Below are 16283 nucleotides of genomic sequence, written 5' to 3'. Positions count from 1 at the left end.
GGACCACGTCCAGGCCCCGGCGGCCCTGCTCGCCGAACTGGACGCGGGCTTCGCCGAGCGCACGGCCGTGCTGGCCGACGGCGCCCGCGTGGCCTACCGCAGCGGCGGCAGGCAGGGCCCGCTGGTGGTGCTGCTGCACGGCATCAGCTCCGGCGCGGCCTCCTGGCTGCCGTGCGCCAGCCTGCTGGCGGCGCAGGCGCGCGTGCTGGCATGGGACGCGCCCGGCTACGGCGCTTCCGCCGCGCTGGCGCAAGCGGCGCCGCGCGCGTCGGACTATGCGGCGCGGCTGGCGGGTTTGCTGGAGGCGCTGGCGCTGCATCCCGACGTCATCGTCGGCCACTCGCTGGGCGCGCTGATGGCCGCGGCCTTCGTCGCGCAGGCGCGTCCCGCGCTGCTGCCGTCGCGGCTGCTGCTGCTCAGCCCGGCGCAGGGCTACGGTGCGCCCGGCCAGCAGGAAAAGGCGCAACAGGTGTCGGCGCAGCGGCTGCAGGCGCTGGCGCAGCTCGGCGTGGGGGGCCTGGCCGAGCGCGGTCCGCAGCGCCTGCTGAGCGCGGCCGCCGATGCCGGCGCGCGCGACTGGGTGCGCTGGAACATGCGGCGCCTGAACGTGGACGGTTACCGCCAGGCGGTGGCCATGCTGTGCGGCGATGCCATCGAGCCCTACCTGCAGCGGCGAGCCGCCGGGGTGGACGTGCGGGTGGCCTGCGGCGGCGCGGACGTGGTCACCACGCCGGCGGCGAGCGAGGCGCTGGCACAGCGCCTGGGCCTGCCTTTCGGGCTGGTGCCCGATGCCGGTCATGTGTGTTATATCGAGCAGCCACAGGCACTGGCGCGCATGCTGCGCGGCCTGCTGCCCGCCGCGGCCGCTCCCGGCGCCGCCGTGTCACACTGACCCATCGCCAACGCCAACTGCAAGGATGAACACGACCATGAGCAAAGCCACCCTGCCCGAAGTCCTCCAGGAAAAGTACATCGTGCCGGGCCTGGAGCGCGGACTGCGGCTGCTGTGCGAATTCAGCCGCAAGGACAGCACGCTGTCGGCGGCCGAACTGGCGCGCCGGCTGCAGGTGCCCCGCTCGACGGTGTTCCGCCTGCTGACCACGCTGGAGATGATGGGCTTCGTCGAGCGTACCGACGGCGGGCGCGAGTTCCGCCTCGGCATGGCCGTGCTGCGCCTGGGCTTCGAGTACCTGGCCTCGCTGGAACTGACCGAGCTGGGCCGGCCGCTGCTCGACCGCCTGCGCGACGACATCCGCTACCCGTGCAACCTGGTGGTGCGCGACGGCCGTTCGATCGTCTACGTCGCCAAGTCGGTGGCGCCGACGCCGTTCGCCAGCTCCGTCAACGTGGGCACGCGCCTGCCGGCGCACGCCACCGTGCTCGGCCGCGTGCTGCTGGAAGACCTGTCGCTGGCCGAACTGCGCGAGCTCTATCCGGAGTCGCAGCTCGAGGTGTTCTCGGAGAGCACTCCGCGCACCGTCGAGCAACTGTTCGAGATGGTGCAGCACGACCGCCAGCGCGGCTACGTGCTGCAGGAGGGCTTCTTCGAAGCGAGCATCTCCACCATCGCGGCGCCGGTGCGCGATCGCAGCGGCAAGGTGGCGGCGGCGATGGGCGCGACGATCCCGTCCTCGCGCATCGATCCGGAGCAGCTCGGCCCGATGGTGGAACAGGTCCGTCATGCGGCGGACGAGCTCTCGCGCCTGCTGGACTACCGTCCGGCGGCGGAGAACAAGGTAGTCAACTTATACCGAGAATGATGAACAAGGTGATGGGATGCCGATGATCGATCTGGACGGCCGCGTGGCCGTGGTGACCGGCGGTTCGTCGGGCATAGGACTGGCCACCGTGGAGCTGCTGCTGGAAGCGGGCGCAGCGGTGGCACTGTGCGGCCGGGACGAAACCCGCCTGCGCGAAGCCGAAGCCGGCCTGCGCGCACGCTTTCCCGGCGCCAAGCTGTATGCGGCGCGCTGCGACGTGCTGGACCCGGGCCAGGTGCGCGCCTTCGCCGCCGCCGCCGAGGCTGCGCTGGGACCCGCGCAGATGCTGGTCAACAACGCCGGCCAGGGCCGCGTGTCGACCTTCGCGGATACCGAGGACGAAGCCTGGGCCGAAGAACTGCGGCTCAAGTTCTTCTCCGTGATCCACCCGACGCGGGCCTTCCTGCCGCAGCTGGAGCGCACGCGCGACGCGGCCGTCGTCTGCGTCAACTCGCTGCTGGCGCTGCAGCCCGAGCCTCATATGGTGGCGACCTCGGCCGCGCGCGCCGGGGTGCACAACCTGGTGCGCTCGCTGGCCACCGAGTTCGCCCCCAAGGGCATCCGCGTCAACGGGATCCTGCTCGGCCTGGTGGAATCCGGCCAGTGGCGCCGCCGCTTCGAGGCGCGCCCTGACGAAGACCGCCATCTCGACTGGGCCGCGTGGACCGCGCGCCTGGCCGGGCAGAAGCATATCCAGCTCGGTCGCCTCGGCCTGCCGGTGGAAGCCGCGCGCGCCATCCTGTTCCTTGCCTCGCCGTTGTCTTCGTACACCACGGGCAGCCATATCGATATCTCCGGAGGACACTCCCGTCATGCGTAACGAACAACCGCAAGTCACCGTCGGCGCCGCCATCGCGGCCTTTCTCGAACAATGCGGGGTCAAGGCCGCCTTCGGCGTGATCTCCATCCACAACATGCCCATCCTCGACGCGATGGGCGAGCGCGGCAAGATCCGCTTCGTGCCGGCGCGCGGCGAGGCCGGCGGCACCAATATGGCCGACGCCTACGCCCGCACCACCGGCGGCCTGGGCGTGTGCCTGACCAGCACCGGCACCGCCGCCGGCAATGCCGCCGGCGCCATGGTCGAAGCGCTGACCGCCGGCACGCCGCTGCTGCACATCACCGGGCAGATCGAGACGCCCTACCTGGACCAGAGCCTGGCCTACATCCACGAGGCGCCGGACCAGCTCACCATGCTCAAGGCAGTGTCCAAGGCCGCCTTCCGCGTGCGCAGCGCCGACACCGCGCTGTCGACCTTCAAGCTCGCGGTGCAGACCGCGCTGACCGCGCCGAGCGGCCCCGTCAGCGTGGAAGTGCCGATCGATATCCAGTCGGCGCTGATCCCGATGCCGTCCGACCTGCGTCCGCTCGCCGTGCCCACGCACGTGCCCTCGGCCGAGGCCCTCGATGCGATGGCCGAGCACCTGGCCCGCGCCAAGCGCCCGATGCTGTGGCTGGGCGGTGGCGCGCGCCATGCCGGCGCGCAGGTCAAGCGCCTGCTGGACCTGGGCTTCGGCGTGGTCACCAGCACGCAGGGCCGCGGCATCGTGCCGGAGGACGACCCGCGCTCGCTGGGCGCCTACAACCTGCACAAGCCGGTCGAGACCTTCTACCAGGGCTGCGACGCCATGGTGGTGGTGGGCTCGCGCCTGCGCGGCAACGAGACGCTGAAGTACGAGCTGAAGCTGCCGCGCCCGCTCTATCGCATCGACGCCGATCCCTCGGCCGAGGGCCGCTGCTATGCCAGCGATGCCTTCGTCTGCGGTGACGCCGCGCTGGCGCTGGCCGGCCTGGCCGACCGTCTCGAAGGCAAGCTCAAGGTCGACGCCGGCTTCGCCGCCGACCTGCGCCGCGCGCACGACACCGCGGTCGGCAGCCTGGTCGACGGCCTCGGCCCCTACGCCGCGCTGGTGCAGTCGCTGCAGGCGGCGGTGGGCCGCGCGTTCAACTGGGTGCGCGACGTCACCGTGTCCAACAGCACCTGGGGCAATCGCGAGCTGCGCCTGTTCGACTCGCGTGCCGGCGTGCACGCGCTGGGCGGCGGCATCGGCCAGGGCCTGGCGATGGGCATCGGCGCCGCGGTCGGCGCGGCGGCCACCGCCTCCGGCAAGAAGACCTTCTGCCTGGCCGGCGATGGCGGCTTCATCCTCAACCTGGGCGAGCTGGCCACCGCGGTGCAGGAGCGCGCCGACCTCGTCATCGTGCTGATGAACGACCGCGGCTACGGCGTGATCAAGAACATCCAGGATGCCCAGTACGGCGGCCGCCGCCACTACGTGGACCTGCACACGCCCGACTACGCCCAGCTGGCCCAGTCGCTGGCGCTGCGCCACTGCCGCGTCGGCAACCTGGCCGACGCCGCCGCCGCGCTGGAAGCGGCCACGGCCGAAGCCGGTCCCTTCCTGCTGGAGATCGACATGCTGGCCATCGGCAGCTTCAAGACCGCCTTCGCCGGCCCGCCGGTCAACAAGGCGACGCCGGCCGACGCGCAGGGCGAGCAGGAAGCGCGCGCCGCCGAGCGCGCCACCGTGACGGCCTGAGGCAAGGAGAGGCGAGATGCTGCACGTGTCGATGGTGGGCTGCGGCGCGATCGGGCGCGGCGTGCTGGAACTGCTCAAGGACGATCCCGACGTCGCCTTCGATGCCGTGATCGTGCCGGAGGCGGCGCAGGCCGAGGCGCGCGCGGCGCTGGCCGCGCTGGCGCCCGGCGCGCGCGTGGTCGACGGGCTCGGCGACAGCCGTCCCGACCTGCTGGTCGAGTGCGCCGGACACCAGGCGCTGGCCGAGCATGTGGTGCCGGCACTGGAACGCGGCATCGCCTGCCTGGTGGTCTCGGTGGGCGCGCTGTCGGAGCCCGGCCTGGCCGACCGGCTGGAAACCGCAGCGCGGCGCGGCCATACCCAGGTGCAACTGCTGTCCGGCGCCATCGGCGCCATCGACGCGCTGGCCGCGGCCCGCGTGGGCGGCCTCGACGAGGTGGTCTACACCGGCCGCAAGCCGCCGCGCGCCTGGCTGGGCACGCCGGCCGAGCAGGTCTGCGACCTCGGCGCGCTGACCGAGGCCCAGGTCATCTTCGAGGGCAGCGCGCGCGATGCCGCGCGGCTCTATCCGAAGAACGCCAACGTCGCCGCGACGCTGTCGCTGGCCGGGCTGGGCCTGGACCGCACGCGGGTCAAGCTGCTGGCCGATCCCGGCGAGCAGGAGAACGTGCACCACGTGGCCGCGCGCGGCGCCTTCGGCGGCTTCGAGTTGACCATGCGCGGCAAGCCGCTGGCTGCCAACCCCAAGACTTCCGCGCTGACGGTGTTCAGCGTGGTGCGGGCGCTGGGCAACCGCGCGCACGCGGTATCCATCTGAGGCGCGGCCCGCGGCCGGCCCGGACCAAGCAAGAGAGAGAGCGAGATGAACACGGAACAATGCCTGCCGATCTGCGTGGCGGGGGAATGGCGCCTGGGCACGGGCGAGCGCTATGCGACGCGCTACCCGGCCACCGGCGAGGTGGTGGCCGAGCTGCACGCGGCCAGCGTGGCCGACGTCGAGGAAGCGGTACAGGGCGCGCAGCGCGCCTTCGAGACCAGCGGCTGGGCCCGGCGCAAGCCGCATGAGCGCGCCGCCGTGCTCTACCGCGTGGCCGAGCTGATCCGCGCCCGCGCCGAGCCGCTGGCGCAGCGCCAGCGCCTGGACAACGGCAAGCCGATCAGCGAGACGCGCGCGCTGGTGGCCAGCGCCGCCGGCACTTTCCAGTTCTTCGCGGCGGCCTGCGAAACGCTGGAAGAAGCGCTCACGCCGTCGCGCGGCGACTGCCTGACCCTGAGCGTGCACGAGCCGATGGGCGTGGTGGCGGCCATCACGCCGTGGAACTCGCCGATCGCCAGCGAAGCGCAGAAGATGGCGCCGGCGCTGGCCGCGGGCAACGCCGTAGTGGTCAAGCCGGCCGAGGTCACGCCGCTGATGGCGCTGGAACTGGCCAGGATCTGCGAAGAGGCCGGCGTGCCCAAGGGCCTGGTCAGCGTGCTGCCCGGCAAGGGCTCGGTGATCGGCGACGCCATCACCCAGCATCCGCTGGTGCGCCGCGTGTCCTTTACCGGCGGCACCAGCACCGGCCGCCATATCGCCCACATCGCCGCCGACAAGATGATGCCGGTGTCGCTGGAGCTGGGCGGCAAGTCGCCCACGATCGTGTTCGAGGACGCCGACCTGGACCACGCCGTCAACGGCGTGCTGTACGGCATCTTCAGCTCCTCGGGCGAGTCCTGCATCGCCGGCTCGCGCCTGTTCGTCGCGCGCCCGCTGTACGAGGCCTTCCTGGAGCGCCTGGCCGCCGGCGCGGCGCGCCTGCGCGTGGGCGACCCGGCCGACGAGCGCACCCAGATGGGCCCGCTGATCACCGACCGCCACCGCGACAGCATCGAGTCCTACGTGGCGATGGGCGTGGAAGACGGCGGCCAGCTGCGCACGGGCGGCCTGCGCCCGGTCGTGCCCGGCTGCGAGAACGGCTACTTCTACACGCCTACCATCATCGAAGGGCTGGATAACCGCGCGCGCCTCTGCCAGGAAGAGGTCTTCGGTCCGGTGCTGGTGGCCATGCCCTTCGAAGACGAGGAAAGCCTGATCGAGCAGGCCAACGACAGCGTCTACGCGCTGGCCGCCGGCATCTGGACGCGCGACTACAAGCGCGCCTGGCGCTTCGCTCGCGCGGTGCAGGCCGGCAATGTGTGGATCAACACCTACAAGCAGTTCTCGATCTCCACGCCGTTCGGTGGCTGGCGCGACAGCGGCCTGGGGCGCGAGAAGGGCCGCCTGGGCATCCTGCAGTACATGGAGCAGAAGAGCGTGTACTGGGGCCTGAACGAGCAGCCGCTGCCCTGGGCCAACTGAGCCGGCGCCGCGCGACCCACAAGAGAGAGACAGCAAGATGAACACGATCCTGGGCATCGACGAAATCGTCTACGGTGCCGACGACCTGGACGCCTGCAAGCGCTTCTTCGCCGACTGGGGCCTGGCCCTCACGCGTGAAGACGCCGCCGGCCTGGACTTCGAGACCTTGAACGGCTGCCGCGTGCTGGTGCGCCGCAGCGACGACCCGGCGCTGCCGCCTGCCATCGAGGACGGCCCGACCCTGCGCGAGGTGGTATGGGGCGTCGATACCCCCGCCGCGCTGGCGGGCATTGCCGAGGCGATCCGCGGCGAGGCCGGCTTCACCGAGGCCGGCGGGCGCGTCGGCTGCACCGACCCCAACGGCCTGGCCGTGCGCTTCCAGCTCACCCGCAAGCGCGAGGTGCAGCTCGAATGCGCGCGCATGAACACCTGGAACGAGAAGCCGCGCCTGAACCAGCGCGCGCCCATCTACGAGCGCGCGCAGCCGGTCGAGGTCGGCCACGTGGTGTTCTTCGTCAAGGACGTGGCCGCCACCGAACGCTTCTATACCGGCAAGCTCGGCTTCGTGCCGTCCGACCGCTATCCGGAGCGCGGCGCCTTCCTGCGCTGTGCCCCCGAGGGCGGCCACCACGACCTGTTCCTGCTGCAGCTGCCCAACGGCAAGAGCGGCCTGAACCACGTCGCCTTCACCGTGCGCGACATCCACGAAGTGTTCGGCGGCGGCCTGCACGTCTCGCGCTGTGGTTGGGATACCCAGCTCGGCCCGGGCCGCCACCCGATTTCCTCGGCCTACTTCTGGTACTTCAAGAACCCGGCCGGTGGCCTGATCGAGTACTACGCCGACGAGGACCAGCTCGACGCGCGCTGGGAACCGCGTGAGTTCGAGCCCGGCCCCACCCGCTTCGCGGAATGGGCGGTCGAGGGCGGCCTGGACGGCAACACGCGCCGGCAGAAGAACGCGGGCGGCCCCGAGGGCAAGTTCCTCACGGAAAAGCGCTGAGCGGCCCGGCGAGGCGCGCGCAAGACAGCAGCAACGAGACAGCAGCAAGACAGCGGCAACGAGACCGCGGCAACAGCAGGAAGGAAGACAGTCATGAGTACCAGCCAGACCTTGACGATGCGCGTGCAGGCCATGCGCTACGAGGCACGCGGCATCGTCAGCGTGGAACTGCGCGCCGTCGACGGCAGCGAACTGCCGGCCTATACGCCCGGCGCGCATATCGACCTGCACCTGGGCAACGGACTGGTGCGCAGCTACTCGCTGTGCGGCGCCCCCGAGCAGCGCGACCGCTACGTGGTCGGCGTGCTCAACGACCGCGCCAGCCGCGGCGGCTCGCGCTATGTGCACGAGCAGCTGCGCGTCGGCAGCACGCTGACGGTGGGCGCGCCGCGCAACCACTTCGAACTGGACGAGGGCGCGGCCCACACCGTGCTGGTGGCGGGCGGCATCGGCATCACGCCGATCGCCTGCATGGCGCGCCGGCTGGCGCAGCTCGGCCGCTCCTTCGAGCTGGTCTACTGCGCCCGCTCGCGCGAGGAGGCCGCCTTCCTCGATGAACTGGAACAGTACGGCGATGCGCTGCGCGTGCATTTCGACGACGTGCAGGGCGGCCCGCCCGACCTGCCGGCGCGCCTGGCAGGCCATGGCGCCGACACGCATTTCTACTGCTGCGGGCCGGGCCCGATGCTGCAGGCCTTCGAGGCCGCCTGCGGCGGCCACGGCCACCAGCACGTGCACATCGAGCGCTTTGCCGCCGATCCGGCCGTGTCGGCCGTGCAGGACGGCGCCTACACGGTCGAGCTGGCACGCTGCGGCAAGCACCTAACGGTGCCGTCCGGCAAGGCCCTGCTCGATGCGCTGCTGGAAGCCGGCGTCGACGTCGACCACAGCTGCCGCGAAGGTGTTTGCGGTTCCTGCGAGACGCGCGTGCTGGAAGGCGTGCCGGAGCACCGTGACAGCGTGCTCAGCAAGAACGAGCGCGAATCCGGCAAGACCATGATGGTATGCGTGTCCGGCTGCAAGGGCGCGCGGCTCGTGCTCGACCTGTAAGGCTCGCGGAGACGCACGAGAGCAGCCACTCCAGGCATGAGACGCCGCCGGCCGCGCGCCGGCGGCACGATCCCGGCATCGGGACATCCGGCACGGCGGTTCCAGACCGTCAGTAGACCGGAGGCACGCGCAGGCATCCCGCCGATCGCGCAGGCCGCCCTGCCAAACGCCGCTCGCGCGCCGGCCCACCAGCCGCGCGCCCCCGGCCGACACCACGAAAGGCATAGCGTGTTGATCCAGAGACAAGAAACCGCCCCCCTGGCCGCCGACGGCGCCAGCGTGTCCGCCCCGCCGCCCGGCCTGCCGCGCGACGCGATGCCGGCCGGCCAGGCCGCGGCCGCCGGCACCACTCCAGGCCAGATCGTCGCGCGCATCGAGCGCATGCCCGGCAACGCCATGCATGTGCGCGCGCGCCTGCTGATCGGCCTGGCCACCTTCTTCGACGGCTTCGACGTCATCGTCATCGCCGCCACGCTGCCGCTGCTGATCGCCCAGTGGTCGCTGTCGCCGGCCCAGGTCGCCTTCCTGATCGGCGCGCCGGCCTTCGGCCAGCTGCTCGGCACCCTGCTGTTCCCGGCCTTGGCCGAGCGCATCGGGCGCCTGCGCACCATCGGCTGGAGCGCGGGCATCATCGGCCTGATGAGCATCGCCTGCGGCTTCTCCACCTCGTTCGAGATGTTTGCCGCGCTGCGCATAATCCAGGGCCTGGGGCTGGGCGGCGAACTGCCGGTGGCCGCCACCTACATCAACGAGGTCACGCGCGCCCACGGCCGCGGCCGCTTCGTGCTGCTGTACGAAGTGGTGTTCCCGATCGGCCTGCTGGTGTCCAATGCCGTCGGCGCCTGGCTGGTGCCGCGCTTCGGCTGGGAGATCATGTACTTCATCGGCGGCGTGCCGCTGGTGCTGCTCTTCATCCTGCCGCGCGCCGTGCCCGAGTCGCCGCGCTGGCTGGCCGAACGGGGCCGGCTGGCCGAGGCCGATGCCGCGCTGGCCGTCTTCGAAGCGCGCGCCAAGGGCCCGCTGCCGCCGCTGGACGGCGAGCGCGACTACGATGCCCTGATGCAGAAACACCCGCGCCGCAGCGTCAAGGACCTGCTCGGCCGCGCCTACCGCGGCCGCACGCTGGCGGTGTGGATGCTGTGGGCCACCTGCGGCTTCATCCAGTACGGCCTCTCGACCTGGCTGCCCACCATCTACAAGACCGTCTACCACGCGCCGCTGCAGCTCGCGCTGAACCTCGCCGCCGCCGCCTCGGTGCTGGGCGTGCTGGGTTCGCTGGCCTGCGCCATGCTGGTCGACAAGGTCGGGCGCAAGCCGGTGATCAATGTGTCCTTCCTGCTGTGCGCGCTGTCGCTCGGGCTGGCCGGCGTGTTCCACGACAGCTCGCTGTACGTGGTCGCCACCTTCTGCGCGCTGGCCATGGGCCTGCTGGCCAGCGGCTTCATCACGGCCTACGTCTACACGCCGGAGCTCTATCCCACCAGCATCCGCGCCACGGCCTGCGGCTTCGGCGGTGCCTGGCTCAAGCTCGGCGCCATCGTCGCCCCCACCTTCGTGGCGGGCACCATCGGCAGCGGCAAGATCGACCACGCCTTCCTGGCGCTGGCGCTGGTGCCGCTGCTGACCGCGGTGGTGGTGCATCGGCTCGGCATCGAGACCAAGGGGAAGGTGCTGGAGCAACTGGAGGCTTGAGGCCCCCGGGCAGCGGGTGCTGCCCGGGGCATCGGCGGCCGGTGGCCGTCCTGTTTTGCGCGCCTGCCTGCCAGTGTCCAGGGGGGCGCAGGCGCCGATGCCCGGCCGCCGGCTCAGTCGAGGCGATAGCCTGCCCCCAGCAGCCGCTCCAGCCCCTGGGACAGGGTCAGCGCGCAGGTTCGCGCGAAGCCCTGGATGGCGAGCACGTGCCGCCGGTAGACCGCCTGGTGCAGCACCGCCGCGGCCTTGCCGCGCACGTGCCAGCCGTCTCCCGCACCCGGGGTGACGAGGTGGCACAAGGCGAGATTGTCGGCCAGCGAGATCACCGAGCCCCGGTCGTGGAAGCGGAAGCCCGCCACCGCCTTGCCTTGCAGGCCGCGCGACAAGGCCGCCGACAGGTAGACGGCCTGCTGGTGGGCGACCTGGGCCCGCGTCGGCAGCTCGGCCTGCCCGGGCGCCGGGTGGAAGCTCGCGCAGTCGCCGATGGCGTAGACATGGTCGTCATCCAGGCTCTGCAGCGTCGGCCGCACGCGGATGCGGCCGTTGCGGCTGACCGGCAGGCCCAGTCCGGCCAGCAGCGGCGGGGCGGTGACGCCGGCGGCCCAGACCGTGACGTCGGCACGCAGCGGCATGCCATCCGCGACGTGCAGGCCGTCCGGCGTCACCCGCGTGACCCGGGTGTTCAGCAAGGTACGGATGCCCTGCGCATCGAGCTCGCGCCGCGTCTGCTCCGCCAGCCGCTGGTCCATGCCCGGCAGGATCGTGCCGGAGGCTTCGACCAGCAGGATCTCCGTGCCGCGCTCCGGATCCAACGCATGGATGTCATATTGGCCGAGCACGCGCGACATCCGGCGCAACTGGGCCGCCAGCTGGACACCCGTCGCGCCGGCGCCGACGATGGCGACACTGGCCTTGGCCGGGCTCCCCGGCGTCGCCGCCCGGGACGATACCCGGTGCAGCGCGGCGACGACCTGCTCGCGCACCTGCCGTGCGCCCGCCACGCTGTCGAGCGACAGCGCGTGCTCGCGCGCGCCCGGCACGCCGAAGTACTGCGTGGTGCCGCCGATGGCCAGTACCAGCGTGTCATACGACAGCGATACCGGTAGCGATGGCGGCAGCGACGGCGGCAGCGCCGGGTCGGCTGCGGCGCCCTGGCCCGGCAGGATCGACAGGGTCCGCGCGCGGCGATCGAGTGAAGCGAATTCCCCCTGCACGAAGCGGAAGCCGTGGCGCCTGGCCTGCAGCGCGAAGGCGGTCTGGTGGTGGAAGGGCTCGAGGCGTCCTGCGGCGACTTCGTGCAGCAGCGGCTTCCACAGGTGGGCCGCATGGCGGTCCACCAGGACGATGTCGGCAAGTCCCCGCTTGCCGAGGCGCCTGCCCAGGCGCGTGGCCAACTGCAGGCCGGCGGTCCCGCCGCCGACGATCACGATGGTCTTCATCCTATGCTCCTGAGTCACTATGAGATTGCGATGCCGCGATCACTGCGATCGCCGCGTGGCGAGATGTGCTTGACGGAGAAACTCTACGGTGGAAAATTCATATTGAAAAATTGATAAACAAATCCGACCAATAGGTTTTCTTCTATGTATAAGACGACCACGTTCCGCCAGCTCAATGCCATCGACGCCATCGCGCGCCTCGGCGGCGTCTCGCGCGCGGCGGAGGAACTGCACCTGACGCAGCCGACCGTGTCGCTGCAGTTGCGCCTGCTGGAAGAGGCCACCGGGACGCCGCTGGTGCAGAAGTCAGGCCGCGGGGTGCTGCTGACGCCGGCCGGCGAAGTCATGGCCGGTTATGCCGGACAGATCCTGAAGCTGTGGCGGGATGCGGTGGAGGAGGTGGCGGCCTTGCGCGGCGGCCTGGCGGGAACCCTGCGCGTGGGGGCGATCACCACGGCGGAGTACCTGCTGCCGCAGATGCTGGTCGCCTTCACGGAGGGGCAGCCGGATGTCAAGATCATGCTGCGCGTGGGCAACCGCGAGGAGATCGTGCGCATGCTGGCCATGCACGAGATCGACCTGGCCATCATCGGCAGGCCGCCCACGGAAGTGCGCACCCATGCGGTGGCGTTCGCCAAGCACCCGATGGCCTTCATCGCCGCCCCCGATCATCCGCTGATGTCGCGGCGGCAGCTTACGCTGGACGACCTGATGACGGAAAACCTGCTGGTGCGCGAGCGCGGCTCGGGCACGCGCACCACGGTGGAACGGCTGTTCCGCGAGGCGGGCCTGCGCCTGCCGCACGGATCGGAACTGTCCAGCAACGCGGCCATCAAGCGCATGGTCTCGGCCGGGCTCGGCGTCGCCTTTCTCTCGCTGCACGCCTGCACGCTGGAATTCGAGGCCGGCCTGATCGGCCTGCTGCCGCTGCCCGGCAACCCGGTCGAACGCGACTGGTATGTGCTGCACCTGCCCGCCGTGCGGCTGCCACCGGTGGCGGCGGCGTTCCGCGCCTTCCTGGTGGAGCACGGACAGGCGCAGATCCACCGCCAGCTGGAGACCTTCGACGGCATCCTCAAGCGCCTGCACGCGCAGGCCCGGCGCCGGCGCGCCGCGCGCGGGGCATGAGGCGGAGCGGGACGGCGCGCGGAAGCGTCCGGCGCTACGGCGCCGATCCCCGCTGCCATGCCAGCAGGCTGGCATGGCGGGCCAGCGTGCGCCGCGCGGTGTGGTAGTCGGGCGGATCGACCGCCGCGGCCTGGCCGCTGCCGCCGCCGTCCTGCTGCGCTGCCGCGTAGCGCCGCACCAGGTCTTCGGCAGCGGCGACCTGTTGCGCGGACGGCGTGAAGGCCGCATGGATGGAGGCGACCTGCGCGGGCAGGACCGTGCAGCGCGACTTCATGCCGATGCGCCGCGCCCATTCGAGGTCGGCCTGCAGGGCGGCGGTGTCGCGGTAGCTGAACGGGCAGTCGATCGGCACGCAGGCGGCGGCGATGCAATCGACGAGAAAGCGCGCGCGGATGTGCCGCAGTTCGATGCCATCCGGTCCGCGCACCACGCCCAGGTCGGCGCTCAGGTCTTCGGCGGCCAGCAGGCAGGCGCTGACGCGCGTGCTGGCCGACAGGATCGCGCCGGCATTGACGAGGCCGCGTGCCGATTCCAGGGTCGGCACGATCTCGGTGGCGCCGGCCGGCAGGCCGAGCGCCTGCTCCAGCGCGCCGATCTCGGCGTCCAGGGCACGGATCTGCTCGGCGCGCTCGACGTGCGGCAGCAGGATCGCCGTCGGCGCGCCCGGCATGACGCCGCGCAGGTCGTCGCCGCCATCGCGCTCGAGCAGGTTGATGCGCACGGCGCCGACCGTGCCGCGTTGGCGGCACGCCGCCATCAGCGCGACGATGCGGGTGCGCGCGGCGGGGCGGTCCTCGGCCGCGGTGAACTCTTCCAGGTCGGCGACCAGGACATCGGCGCCGCTGTCGAGGCCGGCCTGCTGCCGCGCCGCGTCCAGTCCGGGCACGAACAGCCAGCTGCGCCGCAGGATCGGCGGGCGCGGGCGGCAGGGGGTGTCTTGTGAAGGCATGGCGGACGCGTTACGGGGCAAGCTGAAGCACCGCCGAGGCGGGCTCGCCCGCGCGCAGGCGCGCGAGGATGGCCGGCTCGGCCTGGTCCGAGGCCAGCGCCTGGTCGACATGGGCGGCCGCCACCTCGGCGGGCAGGAACAGCACGCCATTGTCGTCGGCCAGCACCAGCCACCCGGGGTGGACCGTCACGCCGCCGCACTGCACCGGCACGTTGACGGCGCTGCCCCCGGCCTCCTGCTTCTTGGTGGTCAGCACACTGGTGCCGCGCGCGAACACCGGCAGCCGCATCCCGCCCAGCTCCGCGATGTCGGTCACGACGCCGTCGCTGACCACGCCGCGCGCGCCGGCGCATTGCAGCGCGGTGCCGGTCACCGCGCCGATCGCCGCATGCGCGCTGTCGCCGCAGGGATCGATCACCAGCACATCGCCGGGCCGCAAGGTTGCGATGGCGCGGTTGACGGCAAAGGCATTGGGCGTGGCCAGCCGCAAGGTGACGGCGCGTCCGACGATGCGCAGGCCAGGGACCAGCGTGCGGATCGCGTGGCTGGCAAAGCCGTCCTCGAGGAAGTGGCCGAGGGTGGGAAAGCTGATGCGGTCCAGCCGCTGCAGCAGGTCTTGGTCCGGGCCTTGAGCCGGGTCGTGGTCAGGAAGCATGATGAGGAATTCGGGGTAAGGACTGGCAGCGGGCTCCGGGCGTCAGCGCGGCGAAGCGCCCGAGCCGGCCAGCGCGCTGCCATTGGCCGCATTGCGGGCCAGGGTCTCGGCGAGCATCAGCAGGGCACCGGCCGACAGCGTCGCGGAGCCGATCATGTACCAGGCCACCGACGAGCCGCGGCCGGTAGCGGACAGCAGCGCGGTGGTGATGATGGGGGTGGCGGCGCTGCCGAGCAGGCCGGACAGCATGTAGCTGATCGACAAGCCGGAGTAGCGCACCTTGGTGCCGAACAGTTCGGCCAGGAAGGTCGCGATCGGGCCGTAGTTGGCGGCGAAGGCGCTCATCATCAGCAGGTAGCCGAGCAGGGCCAGGCCGAACACCTTGGTGTCCAGCAGCCAGAACAGCGGGAACGCCAGCAGCGCCTCGGCGATGATGCCGCCGACGATCACCGGCTTGCGCCCGACCTTGTCGGACAGCAGGCCGAACAGCGGCAGCAGCACGATGCACAGCGCGCAGGAGATCAGCGCGATGGCGAGCATCGCGTTGCGCGAGAAGCCCAGCGTCTGCGTGCCGTAGGTCAGGCCGAAGGCCACGATCAGGTTGAAGGCGGTGCCGGTCGACATGGTGGCGATGCCGCCCAGCAGCACCTGCTTCCACGATTTGGTCATCACCTCGGCCAGCGGTACCTTCACCTGGGCCGCGCTTTCCTTGACCTTGCTGAACGACGGGGTCTCGGCCGTGTTGAGGCGGATGTACATGCCGACGCCGACCAGCAGGATGCTGGCCAGGAAGGGGATGCGCCAGCCCCACGACAGCAGCGCCTCGTTGGACAGCACGGCGTTGCTGGCCAGGAAGGCCAGGTTGGCGATCAGGGTGCCGGCCGGCACGCCGATCTGCACCCAGGAGCCGTACAGGCCGCGGCGGTTGGCCGGTGCGTGTTCCACCGCCATCAGCACGGCGCCACCCCACTCGCCGCCGAGGGCCAGGCCCTGGATCACGCGCAGGGTCAGCAGCAGGATCGGCGCCCAGATGCCGATCGCGGCGTAGTCGGGCAGCAGGCCGATGGCAAAGGTCGCCGCGCCCATCATGACCAGGGAAACCAGCAGCATGGACTTGCGGCCGACCTTGTCGCCGAAGTGGCCGAACAGCGCCGCCCCGACCATGCGCGCGAGGTAGGCGGAAGCGAAGGTGCCGAAGGCCAGCAGGGTGCCGATCAGCGGATCGAAGGCCGGAAAGAACACCTTGTTGAAGACCAGGGCCGAGGCGGTGGCGAAGATGAACAGGTCGTACCACTCGACCGTCGTGCCGATGACGCTGGCGACAGCGATCCTGCGCATCTTGTCGGGGGCGGCGCCGCGTTCCGCTGGGGTCGGGGAGGCGTGGTCTGGGGTCATGACGATGTTTCCGGTAAGGCGGGATCCGGTGCGGGATCCAGGGGTTGAGGCAAGGCGCTGGCGCTGGCTGGCGCCGTCCGGGGCGGCCGATGGCCGCCGGTGGTCCGACCATTTGGTCCGGCCGGTTGTCGGGAAGCGCTGCTTATTTCACAATTTATGATGGAATTGAGCGGGTGGTCAGGCCAATATATCCTATACAAGCTGGTGTTGCTTGGTTATAGGTAGTTTCTCTAGGTCCGGTGGACAGGTGGTCAGGCCGTATGCAGCGAGACCGGGCTGCTGGTCAGACCGATTGCAAGACGTGTGCCAGCGTGAAGATCCGGCAAAGAGGCGGGGG

Annotated in this window: 14 protein-coding genes; 10 read left to right on the top strand and 4 right to left on the bottom strand. The window is 71.2% G+C overall.

What is annotated here, in order from left to right:
- The first annotated feature begins 25 nt into the window (after positions 1-25).
- The 9 genes from BKK81_RS20630 (at position 26) to BKK81_RS20590 (ending at position 10380) form a co-directional block, all read left to right on the top strand.
- Positions 26-892: an alpha/beta fold hydrolase gene (locus BKK81_RS20630; RefSeq protein WP_071021921.1), complete on the top strand. Its 867-nt coding sequence runs from the start codon at positions 26-28 to the stop codon at positions 890-892.
- A gap of 37 nt (positions 893-929) precedes the next feature.
- The gene (locus tag BKK81_RS20625) at positions 930-1760 is read left to right on the top strand and encodes an IclR family transcriptional regulator (RefSeq protein ID WP_071017283.1); all 831 of its coding nucleotides are present in this window, start codon (positions 930-932) and stop codon (positions 1758-1760) included.
- A gap of 16 nt (positions 1761-1776) precedes the next feature.
- A complete protein-coding gene (locus tag BKK81_RS20620) occupies positions 1777-2580 on the top strand; it encodes an SDR family oxidoreductase (protein ID WP_071017281.1) in 804 nt (267 codons plus the stop codon).
- Positions 2573-4300, top strand: coding sequence for a thiamine pyrophosphate-binding protein (locus BKK81_RS20615; protein WP_071017280.1), 1728 nt, complete (start codon positions 2573-2575; stop codon positions 4298-4300). Before BKK81_RS20620 ends, BKK81_RS20615 begins: the two co-directional genes overlap by 8 nt.
- 16 nt (positions 4301-4316) lie before the next feature.
- Positions 4317-5117, top strand: a complete 801-nt coding sequence (locus BKK81_RS20610; protein ID WP_071017278.1) for an aspartate dehydrogenase — start codon at positions 4317-4319, stop codon at positions 5115-5117.
- A gap of 45 nt (positions 5118-5162) precedes the next feature.
- On the top strand, positions 5163-6638 hold the full coding sequence (locus BKK81_RS20605) for an aldehyde dehydrogenase (RefSeq protein WP_071017276.1): 1476 nt from the start codon (positions 5163-5165) through the stop codon (positions 6636-6638).
- 37 nt (positions 6639-6675) lie between these two features.
- Complete coding sequence (locus BKK81_RS20600; protein WP_071017274.1) at positions 6676-7638, top strand: VOC family protein; 963 nt, start codon at positions 6676-6678, stop codon at positions 7636-7638.
- Between the two features lie 93 nt (positions 7639-7731).
- Complete coding sequence (locus tag BKK81_RS20595) at positions 7732-8688, top strand: PDR/VanB family oxidoreductase (RefSeq protein ID WP_071017272.1); 957 nt, start codon at positions 7732-7734, stop codon at positions 8686-8688.
- Positions 8689-9003: 315 nt separating this feature from the next.
- Entirely contained in the window at positions 9004-10380 is a 1377-nt protein-coding gene (locus BKK81_RS20590; protein WP_071021918.1) for an MFS transporter, read from the top strand.
- A 113-nt stretch (positions 10381-10493) separates the two neighbouring features.
- Here the strand turns inward: BKK81_RS20590 and BKK81_RS20585 are convergent, their stop codons facing one another.
- Complete coding sequence (locus BKK81_RS20585; RefSeq protein ID WP_071017271.1) at positions 10494-11819, bottom strand: NAD(P)/FAD-dependent oxidoreductase; 1326 nt, start codon at positions 11817-11819, stop codon at positions 10494-10496.
- Positions 11820-11963: 144 nt separating this feature from the next.
- Between BKK81_RS20585 and BKK81_RS20580 the strand changes: the two genes are divergently transcribed.
- Positions 11964-12947, top strand: a complete 984-nt coding sequence (locus BKK81_RS20580) for a LysR family transcriptional regulator (RefSeq protein WP_071017270.1) — start codon at positions 11964-11966, stop codon at positions 12945-12947.
- 34 nt (positions 12948-12981) lie between these two features.
- Here the strand turns inward: BKK81_RS20580 and BKK81_RS20575 are convergent, their stop codons facing one another.
- The 3 genes from BKK81_RS20575 to BKK81_RS20565 are packed head-to-tail and all read right to left on the bottom strand — an operon-like array spanning position 12982 to position 15946.
- Positions 12982-13896: an HpcH/HpaI aldolase/citrate lyase family protein gene (locus BKK81_RS20575; protein ID WP_071017269.1), complete on the bottom strand. Its 915-nt coding sequence runs from the start codon at positions 13894-13896 to the stop codon at positions 12982-12984.
- A 10-nt stretch (positions 13897-13906) separates the two neighbouring features.
- Complete coding sequence (locus tag BKK81_RS20570) at positions 13907-14551, bottom strand: RraA family protein (protein ID WP_071017267.1); 645 nt, start codon at positions 14549-14551, stop codon at positions 13907-13909.
- 42 nt (positions 14552-14593) lie between these two features.
- Positions 14594-15946 carry an MFS transporter gene (locus tag BKK81_RS20565; RefSeq protein ID WP_071017266.1) on the bottom strand — a complete coding sequence of 451 codons (1353 nt, stop codon included), beginning with the start codon at positions 15944-15946 and terminating at the stop codon, positions 14594-14596.
- Positions 15947-16283 lie beyond the last annotated feature (337 nt).

This window comes from Cupriavidus sp. USMAHM13, from assembly GCF_001854285.1.
GTDB classification, from domain to species: Bacteria; Pseudomonadota; Gammaproteobacteria; order Burkholderiales; family Burkholderiaceae; genus Cupriavidus; species Cupriavidus malaysiensis.
Note: the sequence above shows the minus strand (reverse complement) of the source record. Positions and strands in the feature narration are given on the sequence as shown.

Bases quoted from the DNA above. Each gene is read 5' to 3' on its own strand.
- BKK81_RS20625 (WP_071017283.1), top strand. From the start codon at position 930: ATGAGCAAAGCCACCCTGCCCGAAGTCCTCCAGGAAAAGTACATCGTG.
- BKK81_RS20620 (WP_071017281.1), top strand. From the start codon at position 1,777: ATGCCGATGATCGATCTGGACGGCCGCGTGGCCGTGGTGACCGGCGGT.
- BKK81_RS20615 (WP_071017280.1), top strand. From the start codon at position 2,573: ATGCGTAACGAACAACCGCAAGTCACCGTCGGCGCCGCCATCGCGGCC.
- BKK81_RS20610 (WP_071017278.1), top strand. From the start codon at position 4,317: ATGCTGCACGTGTCGATGGTGGGCTGCGGCGCGATCGGGCGCGGCGTG.
- BKK81_RS20605 (WP_071017276.1), top strand. From the start codon at position 5,163: ATGAACACGGAACAATGCCTGCCGATCTGCGTGGCGGGGGAATGGCGC.
- BKK81_RS20600 (WP_071017274.1), top strand. From the start codon at position 6,676: ATGAACACGATCCTGGGCATCGACGAAATCGTCTACGGTGCCGACGAC.
- BKK81_RS20595 (WP_071017272.1), top strand. From the start codon at position 7,732: ATGAGTACCAGCCAGACCTTGACGATGCGCGTGCAGGCCATGCGCTAC.
- BKK81_RS20590 (WP_071021918.1), top strand. From the start codon at position 9,004: ATGCCGGCCGGCCAGGCCGCGGCCGCCGGCACCACTCCAGGCCAGATC.
- BKK81_RS20585 (WP_071017271.1), bottom strand. From the start codon at position 11,819: ATGAAGACCATCGTGATCGTCGGCGGCGGGACCGCCGGCCTGCAGTTG.
- BKK81_RS20580 (WP_071017270.1), top strand. From the start codon at position 11,964: ATGTATAAGACGACCACGTTCCGCCAGCTCAATGCCATCGACGCCATC.
- BKK81_RS20575 (WP_071017269.1), bottom strand. From the start codon at position 13,896: ATGCCTTCACAAGACACCCCCTGCCGCCCGCGCCCGCCGATCCTGCGG.
- BKK81_RS20570 (WP_071017267.1), bottom strand. From the start codon at position 14,551: ATGCTTCCTGACCACGACCCGGCTCAAGGCCCGGACCAAGACCTGCTG.
- BKK81_RS20565 (WP_071017266.1), bottom strand. From the start codon at position 15,946: ATGACCCCAGACCACGCCTCCCCGACCCCAGCGGAACGCGGCGCCGCC.